Consider the following 13,568-nt stretch of genomic DNA (forward strand, 5'->3'; position numbering starts at 1 on the left):
AGGAAGAGAAATGAAAATTTTAGTGATCGAAGATAATGAAAGCGTCTGTTCGATGCTAAATATGTTTTTTATAAAGGAAGGGATTGAAGGGGAATTTGTCCATGATGGACTTGAAGGCTACCAATCCGCTAAGAGTGGCAATTGGGACTTGCTCATCATCGATTGGATGCTTCCCGGAATGGATGGAGTCACGCTTTGCAGAAAATTAAGAGAAGAAGAACACTCCGTTCCGATCATCATGCTGACCGCTAAAGACAGTGAATCCGATCAAGTGATCGGACTTGAAATGGGAGCCGATGATTATGTCACGAAACCGTTTAGCCCGATTGCACTAATGGCGAGAATAAAGGCAGTGGCGAGAAGATATAACAAGCAAGAACCTCGTCAAAAAAACATTGTGACAACCAAACACTTTAAAGTGGACAAAGATGCAAGAGAAGCGTATTTTAAAGGACAATCGATTAATAACCTAACTCCAAAAGAGTTTGACCTCCTTTATCATTTTCTCACACATCCGCGCCAAGTATTTACGAGAGAGCAGTTGCTGGAAAGTATATGGGGGTATCAATTTTACGGGGATGAAAGAACAGTTGATGTCCACATGAAAAGGCTGAGAAAGAAGCTCGGGCCTGAAGCGCAAAACTTCCTTCACACGGTTTGGGGGGTGGGATATAAATTCGACGAATCGGTGAAGCACGATGAAACTTAAATATATGTATCAGCTGCTTATTAGCCATATAGGAGTTTTAGTCATTGCATTCTTGATTTTGAGCTTTTCCTTTGCAAAATATGTTGAAAACTATGTTTATCAAAATAAAGTAGAAGAATTGATTGCCTACGGCCAAAACATTTTACATGATTATAGCCGCGATAATTGGGGCGGAAACCGGATTTTGGATCAATACCGGCAGGTGCTGAGGACACGAAATATTATGTTCAGTGTGTTTAATCAACAAGGCGAAATTTTTTATCCGGAAGCTGGCTTTTTCCCGCGGTTCACAATGTCAGAAAAAGAATGGGAGAGTTTGGAGGATGGCAAAATTGTCGTGGTCAAGCAAGATTTAAAACGGTTTGATCAGGCGGTATCCTTCGTTTCTTTGCCATTCATCGTGAACGGGGAGCTGATGGGAGGAGTTCTCCTAGTTTCGCCGATAAGCGGTTCAAGAGAGACCATCAGCGACATTAATCAGTTTTTATTTTATACAATTTTAATTTCGTTGACGGTTTCATTTTTGCTAAGCGGTCTTTTATCGAAGCTGCATGTTCGGAGAATTCAGAGGATTCGTGAAGCAACGTCAATGGTGTCATCTGGAAACTATGACGTCCAGGTGAATGCCTCCAAAATCGATGAAATTGGTGAACTGGCAAGCGACTTTAATGAAATGGTAAAAAAGCTTAAAGCTTCTCAGGAGGAAATAAACAGGCTTGAAAAAAGAAGGAGACAGTTTATTGCAGATGTTTCTCATGAGTTGAAAACTCCTCTTACAACGATCAGCGGTGTCATTGAAGGATTAAAAAGCGATATGATTCCTGAAGAAGAAAAAGAAAGAGGCATTCAATTAGTAAGCCAAGAGGCAAAAAGGCTGATTCGGCTAGTTAATGAAAATTTGGACTATGAAAAAATTCGGTCGAATCAAGTAAAGCTAAATATAGAACCTATACAGTTAATTGATGTGTTTGAAATTGTGAAGGAACAGCTTCTTTCACAAGCTGAGGAGAAAAATAACATTATGATCATTGAAGCGGATGAAAATGAAATCATTTATGCTGATTATGATCGCCTCATTCAAATTTTGATCAATATTGTTAAAAATAGCATTCAGTTTACACAAAACGGAAAAATATTTTTGCGTGGGAAACCTGGATATAAGGAAACAATCATTGAAATCGAAGATACCGGGATCGGAATGGACGAAAAAGAAATTGAAAACATTTGGCAGAGATTTTACAAAGCAGATCTGTCAAGAACAAACAATAAATACGGGGAATTCGGGTTAGGACTCTCAATTGTGAAGCAGTTAGTGCTCCTGCATCAAGGAGAAATCAACGTGACAAGTAAAAAAGGCAAAGGAACGAAATTTGAGATTAAACTGCCTGTCAAAAGCTAAAGAATCTTGTAGAAGGGATTGGATAATACATGGAGCTTGAATTTCATCGTTCGCCCAATAAATATATCGGGGGAGTATCGATCAAAGTGGAGGATCTTAAGAGATCTATTGCGTTTTACCACAATTTATTGGGGTTTAAAATATTAGAGCAAAAGGAAAATAAAGTCGTTTTTTCTGCTGATGGAAAGAAGCCGCTATTGATTGTCGAACAACCGGATAATGTCATAAGAAAACAAGTCCGGACGACAGGGTTATATCATTTTGCCATTTTATTGCCGGAAAGGAAAGATTTAGCTAATGCCCTTTATCATCTCATTCAAATGAACTATCCGCTGCAGGGTGCTTCCGATCATTTGGTCAGTGAAGCGGTCTATTTGGCAGACCCGGATGGAAACGGCATTGAAATTTATGCTGATCGAAAGTCGGCGAATTGGGAATGGAATCAAAATCAAGTTGTGATGGACACGATTCCGTTAGATATAAACGATTTATTTTCTGAAAGAGATCCAGAGGGCTGGCAAGGGATGCCTGAAGCAACCATTATTGGTCATGTTCATTTGCATGTTGCCTATTTAGATGAAGCAGAACAATTTTATTGTAAAGGCCTCGGTTTTCAAATGACATCAAAATATGGATCTCATGCATTATTTATTTCTAGCGGCAAATACCATCACCATATTGCGTTAAATACTTGGAACGGTATAGGGGCTCCAAAGCCTCCTGAGAATAGTGTCGGGCTTAAATGGTTCACAATCATTTTGCCGAATAAGGAAGAAAAAGATCAGGTGATCAAGAGATTAAAAGAAATAAATGCACGTATAACTGAAAAAGATGGAAAAATATACACGATCGATCCTTCCGGAAATCAAATTGAAATAACGACAGCTCATTAAAAATCGATCATGAACATGGACGCATTGGCGTCTTTTTTTTTTGTGCAAATTTTTCTTGCATTAAGAATAAAAAAACGAAAAATGCAAATATTAACAAGAAATAAAAATGCTGGAGTTAAGCAAAAATGAAATTCAAAAAGATGCTTTTATTTGCTGTTGTTTTGTTGTTGTTATCCGGCTGCTGGAACCGAAGAGAATTAAACACGATTGCCATTCAAGTGGGTTTAGGGATCGATAAAGAAGGAGACCAGTATGTGGTGACCTCGCAAATAGTAAACCCTAGTCAAATTGCCATGCTGATGAGTAAAGGGGATAAAACTCCTGTTATGACTTATCAAGAGAAAGGTCACACCATCATTGAAGCTATACGGCGAATGACCACTGCTGTTCCAAGGAGAATTTACTCGTCTCATTTGCGGATTTTAGTAATCGGTGAGGAATTAGCAAAAGAGGGAATTGGGGAGGTGCTTGATCTTTTGTCACGCGATCATGAAATGAGAACAGATTTTTATATAACTGTTGCAAAGGATGCCAAGGCAGGGGATATTTTAAAAGTTTTAACAGCGTTAGAAGATATCCCGGCGAACCAGCTTTTTAATTCTCTTGAATTATCAGATAAGCAATGGGCGCCGACAATATCTGTAACTCTTGATCAATTGTTATCGGATTTAAGCAGCGAAGGGATCGAAGTGAAACTGACAGGAATATCAGTAGAAGGCAATCAGCAAGTCGGTGAAACGAAAGCCAATTATGAACAAATTGACCCTGAAGCAAAATTAAAATTTAAAGGAATCGCTTTGTTTCACCAAGACCGATTAATAGGCTGGCTGGATGAACAACAGAGCAGAGGACTTCATTATATTATCGGCAAAGTGCATCGGACGATCGAAGAAATTTCATGCAAGAATGACGGAAAGATAAGCATTGACATTTTTTCTGCAAAAAGCCAGCTAAAAACAAAAATGCATAAAGGCAATCCCGTTGGTGAAGTTCATATAGAGGCTCAAGGAAATGTAGCGGATGTACAATGCAAGCATCTCACAATAACAAATACAAAAACGATAAGAAAGATAGAAAAAAAGACGGAAGAAGAAATAAAACAAGAAGTTGAAAAAGTTCTTTCGAATGTTCAGCAAGATTACCGAGTCGATGCTTTCGGTTTTGGAAAAGCGTTGTATCGGGACGATTATAAAAATTGGAAAAAAATAAAAAAACATTGGAAGGAAACGTTCACTGAACTTCCAATAAAAACTACTGTTGATGTCAAAATACGAAGAACAGGCACGATCAACAATCCTCCGCTTAACAAGCTGGAGGATTGAGAGCAGGGAAATGGAAGGAATTTCATATGGAAAAAGCAAAAATCGATGGGTTACAGATGTTTTCATTTATATTTTTGTTTCAATTTGGAAGTCTGATTGTCACAGGGCTAGGATTGGAAGTAAAGCAAAATAATTGGATCGCCGTGTTAGTTGTTTCCGGAATTAACATTCTCCTTATTTTATTGATTTACGGGCCAATTTATAATCGTTTTCCAAACCTCACCTTGACAGGAATATTTTTGGAAAACACAGGGAAAATTGTTGGTACAGTGCTTTCAATCATATATAATTTTTATTTTATCTTAATCGCCGGCTTTATATTGCGGGATACTGGGGATAACATGATTAAATATCTTTTGCCTGAAACGCCTATTGAAGTGGTTTTATTGATTGGAGTTTTACTTATTTCTTATTCATGCTTTTTAGGAATTGAAGTGTTCGCAAGAGTTGCCCAGCTGCTTTTCTTTATCATGATCACTCTAGGGATAATGGGAAATTTTTTAGTGTTTGCCTCCGGAATTGTTGATCCGATACATCTTTTGCCAATTTTAGAAGATGGCTTATTTCCTTTAATCAAAGCGGTGTTTCCGTCTATCATTTCTTATAGCGAAATGGTTGTCTTTTTCATGATACTTCCATACTTAAACAAACCTCAGAACGGTGTGCGAATTGGAACGTTATCGGTTTTATTCAGCGGTTTGGCCGTCTCATGGACTTTTGCATTAACTATTGCAGTGCTTGGGGTGTACGGAACGGAATTAGCCGATCTTCCTTTGCTTGATACAGCCCAAAAAATCAATGTCGGCGACTTTTTTCAGAGAATGGATCCGATTGTCATTTTAACTTTATTTATCGGCCTTTTCATAAAATTAAATATTTTTTTTTATGCAGGAGTTGTAGGAATGGCGGAGCTGTTTAAAAAACAAAAGCACCAGCCTTTTATACTGCCTGCAGCGATTATGATTTTTGTCATTGCAATTGTAAGTGCGGAAAATGAGATCGAGAAAAAAGAACTTTTAAAGGAAAAGCTTCCATTGTTCATTGAGCTGCCGATTTTAATTATTATTCCTTGTATATTGCTGGTGATCATAGCCATTCGCGGCAAATGGCAAAAAAGAAAGCATCTACAACCTTATTCAAAAGGATCGATGAAGGATGAATGAATTTTTGGTAATAGGCGCATTATTATTAAGTCCCTTGCTGACATATGTGATCGTGTTATTAACTATTCGCCCTCTTATTAAAAGAGCTACTTCATCGTTTACAAAAATTCTCATGGGTGATCCCTATATGGAAAATGTATGGGAAATGGTCAGTGCCTTTACGCGGATAAGTCCAAGGATTGTCGTTGAGAACAGCTTGAGGGCTGCAGAAGGGAAAATTATTGACCGCCCGTTTGGTAGCCCGCGAAAATTTCTTAATTTTGACGGGCTCGTCTTTTCACCCGCTCAACTTGCAATTTTTCCTGCAAAAGAGGACGCAAAAGTGGAAATGAAAACGGTTATTGGTCCCTTGGCCAAAAAACCTCTCACAATTGATATGCCTGTTTTGCTTGGCGGGATGGCATACGGTCTTGGCGTAAGCGAACAAGTTCGAATTGCCCAAGCCTGGGGAACGGCCGTTGTCGGAACAGCCTGTAACATTGGTGAAGGGGGATTTTTGCAAGAGGAACGTGAACGGGCAAAGCATTTGATCGTTCAATACCACACTGCGAATTGGGGGAAAAATGCAGATGTATTAAAACAGGCAGATGCTGTGGAAATCCATATTGGGCAAGGAGCTTCAGCTGCTGTCCCGGCAAGAATTTCACCTGAATTTTTGCAAGGAAAAGCCCGTGATATATTAGGTTTAAAACCGGATGAGACCGCAGTTATTCCAAGAAGATTCAATGAATGGAACAGTCCGAACGATTTAAGAAAGGTTGTAAAAGAATTAAAACAACTCACTGGAGGAGTCCCGATCGGAATCAAAATTTGTGCAAGCAACAGGCTTGAAGAAGATATTGAATACGGACTTTTGGCAGGTGTGGATTTTATTTCGATTGATGGCGGTCAGGCAGGTACAAAAGGATCGGCGCCGATCATACAAGATGATTTCGGATTGCCGACGATTTATGCATTGACTAGGGCTGTCCACTATATAACAAAAAGAGAAATGAAAGGAAAAGTGAGCTTATTGATTGGCGGCGGAATCAATACACCCGGGGATGCATTGAAGGCTTTGGCGCTTGGAGCAGACGCTGTTTATATAGGAACTGCTGCTTTATGGGCAATGACGCATACACAGGTCGTAAAAACAATACCATTTGAGCCACCGACGGTATTGGCCTTTTATAGGGGAAGAATGGCGGATCAATTTAATAAAGAGGAGGCAGCATATTATTTATCTAATTTTTTAACGTCATTTTCGGAAGAAATACAGGTCGCTGTCAAAGGTTTAGGGAAAACAAATGTTCATGATGTGAACAAAAGTGATCTTGTCGCACTTGATGAAACAACAAGTAAAATTACAAAAGTCCCTTTAGCATTTGACCCAAATGAGACCGCTCATATGACTGGAAGCAAAAATTGATTTCGACTACTTCTTGTTTAGTACGTGGCTAAATCTTAACGCATGTTCAATTTCATCAGTCATGGCTCTAAAGAAAGCATCTCGAATCATTGGATCTTGTGTAGATAAATAATTATCGCGGTATGTCTCATATGCTTCCAATTCTTGTTCATAAGCGATCCGCAGACCTTCTTGGAAATTTCGGAATCGAGTTATTTTTGTTTGATAAACCGGTTTTTTTCCTGTTAATGTTTGATAAAGCTGCGTGAATGTTCGTAAATGTATTTTTTCGTCTTCTAGCGCATGTTCAATTGCCTGTCTCTGTTCAGAAGTTTCCGCCGCCTTTGCCAATCTTGTGTAAAAATCAATAGCACTTGCTTCAGAAGAAATTCCGTTTAAGATAGCCTTCAGTATATTGTCAATGGAGCTGTTGTTTCTATTTTGTCTAATGAAGCTGTGGTCGTAAACTGGATAATAGTAGTTTACATAATGTGTATTAGCATACATGCAAATATCCCACCTTTCATTTTTCTTATGTCAGTTTATTCAGATATAGAGAAAAAGTGATGAATTGGGTGAAATCGAGACGTGTCGGAAACAAATTTTTGTTAAAAACTAAATTCTTATTGACTTAAAACGAAAGAGGTTATATAATCATTTTCAAAATTATTTACTAAATAAATTATTTTCAGATAAGAAAAGCAAAGAAAAGGAGCAGTAAAAGAGGCCGGTGGCGCATAGAGAGCTGACCCGCAGGCTGAAAGGTCAGTCGTTCACCACTCTTTGAAGGTCACCTTGGAGCTTTGTTTTAGAAATAGCGCAAGCTAAAGTATAAAGCAACGGTTCTTCCGTTATCAAGAAAAGTCATGTACGTGACTTGCTGAGTCTGTATTTCGCGAGGAATACAGAAAAGTTGAGTGGTACCGCGAATAACTCGCCTCAACAATCCAATATTTCTTTTTGGATTGAGGCGAGTTTTTATTTTGATAATTTCATATGAAAAAGGTGAGGAAAAGGAGCAGTAGAAGAGAGCGATGACGTATTAGAGAGCTGACCCATAGGCTGAAAGGCCAGCCGTTATCTCTCTTTGAAGATCGCCTTGGAGCCTTGTTTTAGAAATGGCTTTTTGCCAAAGTATAAAACAACGGATCTTCCGTTACGAAGAAAGTCATCTATGTGTGACTTGCTGAGTCTGTATTCTGTGAGGAATACAGAGAAGCTGGGTGGTACCGCGAAGCATCTCGCCCCAGCAATCAACCGATGTTTTATGCGTTGGTGATTGCTGGGGCATGTTTTTTTAATTGGCTATTTCGCCATGCTGCCCGCTAAAAGAAAAGCCCGATTTAGCCAATCAAGCATTCAATAAAAATTGGCAACCCAATAGGTCTAGTCAGCAGCGCACAATAAAATTAAAATAATGAGAAAGGATGGATGAACATGAATCAAGTTATTGAATTTATTAAATCGGACCGGTTAAAAGAAAAGCCTGATCTTGAATCGTTAGGATTTGGAAAACATTTTACAGACCATATGTTTATATTGGATTATAATAAGGTGCAAGGGTGGCATTCCCCTCGTATAGTGCCGTTTGAACCGTTGGTGCTCTCGCCGTCAGCAATGGTATTTCATTACGGGCAAGCAATTTTTGAAGGGCTGAAAGCTTATAAAACGAATGACGGCCGCACATTGTTATTCAGACCGGATAAAAATATAGAGCGATTGAACCGCTCTTGCGAACGAATGTGTATTCCGCCCATTGACCCTGATCTAGTATTGGAAGCCATTGTGCGGCTTGTTGAAGTGGAAAGAGATTGGATTCCAAATAAAGAAGGCACTTCTTTATATATCAGACCGTTCATCATTGCAACGGAACCATATTTAGGAGTTAGACCAGCAAGCGAATACAAGTTTATGATTATCCTGTCGCCAGTTGGAGCTTACTATTCAGGCCGTCAGCTCGTTCCTGTAAAAATTTATGTTGAAGATGAATATGTTCGCGCTGTACCGGGAGGAGTTGGTCATGTTAAAACTTCCGGAAACTATGCAGCTAGCTTATACGCCCAAAAAAAAGCGGAGGAATTAGGATACGATCAGGTGCTCTGGCTCGATGGAAAAGAAAATAAATATGTTGAAGAAGTTGGAAGCATGAACATTTTCTTCAAAATCAACGGTGAAGTGTACACGCCAAAATTAAACGGAAGCATTTTGAGCGGTATAACAAGAGACTCCGTTATCCAGCTAGTGAAAGATTGGGGAGTACCGGTGCATGAAGAACGCATTTCAATAGAAGATATCTTCAATGCCTACAAAAACGGGGAATTGGAAGAAGTTTTCGGAACAGGAACAGCAGCGGTAATTTCGCCGGTCGGAGAGCTGAAATGGAATGAGCATAAAATGCTATTGAATAATTCTGAAACAGGCGAGTTTTCTAAAAAGCTTTATGAAACGATCACGAACATTCAATACGGAAAAGCGGAAGACAAGTTCGGCTGGACGAAAGAGGTATAATTCAATTTTATATTGATTTCAAATAAAATTTATTAAGGTGCCATCCATCTTTATTTGCTTTCGAATCAGAAATATTGGCAGTGTCAAAAAATTGTTTTTAGGTAAGAATGGAACAGAATATGGAGAGGAGATAGATGATTGATTAAAGCTGTTTTTTTTGACTTAGATGATACACTTCTTTGGGATGAAAAAAGCGTCAGCGACACATTCCAATATGTTTGTACCACAGCCGAAGAACAATACGGGGTTGATTCAAAACAGCTTGAGGAAGCGGTTCGTCAAGAAGCGAGAAAATTGTATGAATCTTATGAAACATATCCATTTACAAAAATGATTGGCATCAATCCGTTTGAAGGCCTTTGGGCGAATTTTAGCGAAATCGTGCACGAACAGTTTGGGAAGCTTAATCAATTGGCGCCTGTTTACAGAAAAGATGCTTGGACGAACGGTTTGAAGGCGGTCGGTATAGATGATGCTGAATTCGGGGAAAAGCTGGCTGAGCTTTTTCATGCAGAACGGCGCAAAAGACCGCTCGTATATGAAGATACATTTGAAGTATTAGAACAGCTGAAACAAAACTATCGTTTGCTTCTTTTAACAAACGGGGATCCAAGCCTGCAAAAAGAAAAGATTGCTAGTGTTTCTGCTCTCTCATCGTATTTTGAGCATATTGTCATTTCAGGTGAGTTCGGCAAAGGTAAGCCTGATCCGTCAATTTTTGAACACGCACTAAACTTAATGGGTGTTCAAAGCAATGAAGTGGTAATGGTTGGAGACAAACTGAGCACTGACATACTTGGGGCATCACGGACAAATATCCGGTCTGTTTGGATTAATCGAAAGCAGTTGGAGCTTAGCGGAGAAGTCACTCCAGACTATGAAATCAGCCAATTAAGAGATTTATTGACGGTTTTAGAGGATTTAAAAAAGGAATAGAAATATTTTGATAGGAAAAGAATTGAGGCTGGACTGGATGAAAAAACATCCGAAGTCCAGTTTTTTTAGATTCGTGCTTTTTATGAAAGGGCTGTCTTAGAAAATCAAATCGCCATTGAAAACAAAAAATCATAAACACCGATATCAACGTTTCTAAAACATTCATGGGGGCGTCTATAAGCCGTAAAAACGACTTATTAGACACCCCCAGCGGCTTTTTCTTTATTTAAGATGCGAGCCTAAAAATTCTTTCACTTCCTCAGGTGTTTTTGCGTATGCGCTGTGCAGATGAGCGATTTTTTCGTTGTTTTTAAAAATTAAAATGCTTGGAATTCCCATTACTTGATATTTTTCAGCTAGGTCGGGGAATTGATCTTTATTGATCTCATACCATTCATATTGACCGTATTCTTCTAAAATGTCGCCGATAAACATGTCCATTCTTTTGCAATCAGGGCACCAATCGGCAAAAAACTTGATGATGGTTTCTTGATTGCTCTGAATCACTTGTTCAAACTGTTCTGCTGTCTCTATTGGCTTCATTGGATAACCCCTCCTTCCTTCGTATTTATTTTAATTCATGGTAAAGAAGAAGTGAATTTTTTTCTCCCGCAAATAAATTGTTCGGCAATGATAACAAAAACAACCTATATAATGATAAAATAGAACAGATGATTTTTTTCAAAACGGGAGGAAAAAATAAATGGCAATCAAACTGGCGCTTGTATATGGGGGCAAATCTGCCGAGCATCAAGTATCATTACAAACAGCTCGGGCAGTAATAAACGCTCTCGATAAAAATAAATTTGACATATATCCAATTTATATTACGGAGCAAGGGCAATGGGTAAAAGGAAAGCAATTGAACGGTCCAGTTGAAAGTGTAGAAGACTTGAAGTTTCTAGCGGGAAATTCCGAAGCTGGAGAAAAAGGTGAACATTTGCCGGTACCTTTCAGTCAAGAACTATTTAACGCTCCAGGAAGCGCTGATCCAGTCCATGTCGTATTTCCGCTATTGCATGGACCGAATGGTGAAGATGGAACGATACAAGGAATGCTGGAATTGCTGAATATACCTTATGTTGGGAATGGAGTTTTGGCTTCAGCAGCAGGAATGGATAAAATCATTATGAAAAATTTATTTGCCCAAGCAGGACTTGCTCAGGCAAAGTACGTTTGGTTTACGAACAAAGACTGGGAAAAAGATAAAGAGGAGGTTTTTCAAAAAGTCGAGGAGCAGCTCGGATATCCTTGCTTTGTAAAGCCAGCCAATCTCGGTTCAAGCGTAGGTATCAGCAAGGCAAAAGATCGGCAATCGCTCATTCAATCTATTGAAGAAGCGTTTCTGTATGATCGGAAGCTGATTATTGAAGAAAGTATTGATGGAAGGGAAGTTGAAATCGGAGTAATTGGAAATGATGAACCGATCTGCTCTGTTGTTGGGGAAATTGCTCCGAAAAAAGAGTTTTACGATTATAAAGCGAAATATGAAGACGGAGATACGGAACTCATTATTCCAGCTGACATAACGGAAGAGCAATATGAACAAATCAAGAAAATGGCGCTGAAAGCATTTAAAGCTATCGATGGTTCTGGACTTGTTCGGGCAGACTTTTTCTTGAGAAAAGACGGAACACCGTTGATCAATGAAGTGAACACAATGCCTGGATTTACGCCGTTTAGCATGTTCCCTCTTTTATGGAAGCACAGCGGCATCGATTATCCAGCGTTGATTGAAAAATTGGTTCAGCTTGGAATCGAGCGATATGAACTAAAACAGAGAATCAAGTATACTATTTAAAGATCGTTCTTAGGGCGGCTGTGTAAAGCCGCCTTTTGAAAGGAGAACAAAAAAGCATGATAAAACGGCAATTATCAGCAATTAAGCAGATGGCAAACAACGCAGAATTAAAAGAGGAATTTGAGAAGATTACCATCGAAGGAGTAACGACTGATTCGCGGAATGTCCGTAAAGGAAACTTATTTGTACCCATTATTGGCGAAAAGTTTAATGGACATGACTTTGTCGAGAAAGCGTTCGAAAATGGTGCTCATGCCTCCTTATGGTCTAGATCAGTCCCGAATCCGCCGCAAGACAAACCATTGATCATTGTCGACGACACCTTGTCAGCATTGCAGCAGATTGCTTCTCACTATTTGTTGGCAGTAAACCCAAAAGTAGTAGGGATTACAGGCTCTAATGGCAAAACAACGACAAAAGATATGATCGCATCGGTTGTGGGCACTCGGTATCGCGTGCATAAAACGAAAGGGAATTTCAACAACCATATCGGTCTGCCTTTAACAATATTAGATATGCCTGAAGATACAGAAGTGGCCGTATTAGAAATGGGCATGAACGCTAAGGGAGAAATTGAATTATTATCATCAATTGCACGTCCTGATATAGCCGTCATTACCAATATCGGCGATGCTCATTTACAAGATTTAGGCTCTCGTGAAGGGATTGCGGAAGCAAAGCTTGAAATTATAAAGGGTTTAAAAGAGAATGGAACGCTCATTTATCATGGTGATGAGCCTTTGTTAAAAAAAGACTATTCATGTCAAACCGTAACGTTTGGAGAAAATAAAAACAATAATCTTTTTCCGACATCAATGGAGCTGTTGGGTGAAGGAACACGGTTTCGCGCCAATATAGCTGAACAGCCTTTTTTTATCCCTGTTTTAGGCCGTCACAATGTTTTAAACGCATTGGCAGCGATCGCTGTTGGAGAACTCCTAAAGATCGGACTGAATCGTATTGAAAAAGGGCTTCGCGATTTGAAAATAACAAACATGAGACTTGAATTGATTCAAACGAAGAACGGTATGTCCATCATAAATGATGCATATAACGCGAATCCTACAGCGATGAAAGCAGCCATTGATCTAGTCCATGGTCTAAAAGGATATTCGCAAAAAATTCTTGTCTTAGGGGATATGCTGGAGCTTGGCGAAAGAGAAGTTGAACTTCATCAAGAAGTAGGAATGATGCTGTCTGATCAAGAAATTGATCACCTCTTTACATTTGGAAAACTCGGAAAAGAAATTGCCGTTGGTGCAAAGAAAGTTATAGATGAAAGAAAAATTCATGTGTTTTTTGACAAAGATGAACTCATTCATGAATTAAAGAAAGCTCTAGGCTCAAAAGATCTTGTGTTAGTGAAAGCGTCCAGAGGAATGAAGCTGGAAGATGTTGTTCATGCATTAATGAAAGATTGAACTACCACTAGGCTAAAGCCGCAGTGGAT

12 protein-coding genes and 2 other annotated features are annotated in these 13,568 nt (G+C 39.1%); of the genes, 10 read left to right on the forward strand and 2 right to left on the reverse strand.

Translation table 11 applies throughout. From position 1 onward, the window contains the following. Positions 1-10 precede the first annotated feature (10 nt). The 6 genes from NSQ71_RS01770 to NSQ71_RS01795 all read left to right on the forward strand — a co-directional run bounded on the left by NSQ71_RS01770 (position 11) and on the right by NSQ71_RS01795 (position 6,894). The gene (locus tag NSQ71_RS01770; protein WP_063388212.1) at positions 11-709 is read left to right on the forward strand and encodes a response regulator transcription factor; all 699 of its coding nucleotides are present in this window, start codon (positions 11-13) and stop codon (positions 707-709) included. Further along, positions 699-2,108: a sensor histidine kinase gene (locus tag NSQ71_RS01775; RefSeq protein ID WP_339194025.1), complete on the forward strand. Its 1,410-nt coding sequence runs from the start codon at positions 699-701 to the stop codon at positions 2,106-2,108. Before NSQ71_RS01770 ends, NSQ71_RS01775 begins: the two co-directional genes overlap by 11 nt. Positions 2,109-2,137: 29 nt before the next feature. Next, on the forward strand, positions 2,138-3,001 hold the full coding sequence (locus NSQ71_RS01780) for a VOC family protein (protein WP_339210880.1): 864 nt from the start codon (positions 2,138-2,140) through the stop codon (positions 2,999-3,001). Between the two features lie 125 nt (positions 3,002-3,126). Beyond that, on the forward strand, positions 3,127-4,323 hold the full coding sequence (locus NSQ71_RS01785) for a Ger(x)C family spore germination protein (protein ID WP_130158686.1): 1,197 nt from the start codon (positions 3,127-3,129) through the stop codon (positions 4,321-4,323). A 26-nt stretch (positions 4,324-4,349) separates the two neighbouring features. Next, entirely contained in the window at positions 4,350-5,486 is a 1,137-nt protein-coding gene (locus NSQ71_RS01790; protein WP_340732562.1) for a GerAB/ArcD/ProY family transporter, read from the forward strand. Next, positions 5,479-6,894: an FMN-binding glutamate synthase family protein gene (locus NSQ71_RS01795; RefSeq protein WP_340732564.1), complete on the forward strand. Its 1,416-nt coding sequence runs from the start codon at positions 5,479-5,481 to the stop codon at positions 6,892-6,894. The genes NSQ71_RS01790 and NSQ71_RS01795 overlap by 8 nt, the downstream gene beginning before the upstream one ends. 6 nt (positions 6,895-6,900) lie before the next feature. On the opposite strand, the gene NSQ71_RS01800 is transcribed toward NSQ71_RS01795, so the two are convergent. Continuing rightward, on the reverse strand, positions 6,901-7,380 hold the full coding sequence (locus NSQ71_RS01800; RefSeq protein ID WP_066247086.1) for a ferritin family protein: 480 nt from the start codon (positions 7,378-7,380) through the stop codon (positions 6,901-6,903). A gap of 188 nt (positions 7,381-7,568) precedes the next feature. Then, positions 7,569-7,818 (forward strand) — a binding site (T-box leader). 54 nt (positions 7,819-7,872) lie between these two features. Continuing rightward, positions 7,873-8,125 (forward strand) — a binding site (T-box leader). Positions 8,126-8,310: 185 nt separating this feature from the next. On the opposite strand from NSQ71_RS01800, the gene NSQ71_RS01805 reads away from it, so the two are divergent. Continuing rightward, the gene (locus NSQ71_RS01805; RefSeq protein WP_063388219.1) at positions 8,311-9,381 is read left to right on the forward strand and encodes a branched-chain amino acid aminotransferase; all 1,071 of its coding nucleotides are present in this window, start codon (positions 8,311-8,313) and stop codon (positions 9,379-9,381) included. Positions 9,382-9,522: 141 nt separating this feature from the next. Next, positions 9,523-10,317 (forward strand): HAD family hydrolase, encoded by a 795-nt coding sequence (locus tag NSQ71_RS01810; RefSeq protein ID WP_066247187.1) that lies wholly within the window; start codon positions 9,523-9,525, stop codon positions 10,315-10,317. 222 nt (positions 10,318-10,539) lie between these two features. Here the strand turns inward: NSQ71_RS01810 and NSQ71_RS01815 are convergent, their stop codons facing one another. Beyond that, on the reverse strand, positions 10,540-10,860 hold the full coding sequence (locus NSQ71_RS01815) for a thioredoxin family protein (protein ID WP_063388220.1): 321 nt from the start codon (positions 10,858-10,860) through the stop codon (positions 10,540-10,542). 160 nt (positions 10,861-11,020) lie between these two features. Between NSQ71_RS01815 and NSQ71_RS01820 the strand changes: the two genes are divergently transcribed. Together NSQ71_RS01820 and NSQ71_RS01825 are read left to right on the forward strand one after the other, a co-directional pair. Then, positions 11,021-12,118, forward strand: a complete 1,098-nt coding sequence (locus NSQ71_RS01820; RefSeq protein WP_144596849.1) for a D-alanine--D-alanine ligase — start codon at positions 11,021-11,023, stop codon at positions 12,116-12,118. A 56-nt stretch (positions 12,119-12,174) separates the two neighbouring features. Beyond that, positions 12,175-13,539, forward strand: a complete 1,365-nt coding sequence (locus tag NSQ71_RS01825) for a UDP-N-acetylmuramoyl-tripeptide--D-alanyl-D-alanine ligase (RefSeq protein ID WP_340732567.1) — start codon at positions 12,175-12,177, stop codon at positions 13,537-13,539. Positions 13,540-13,568: the final 29 nt, after the last annotated feature.

It is taken from the genome of Aeribacillus sp. FSL M8-0235 (assembly GCF_038000355.1).
Taxonomy (GTDB): Bacteria; Bacillota; Bacilli; order Bacillales; family Aeribacillaceae; genus Aeribacillus; species Aeribacillus composti.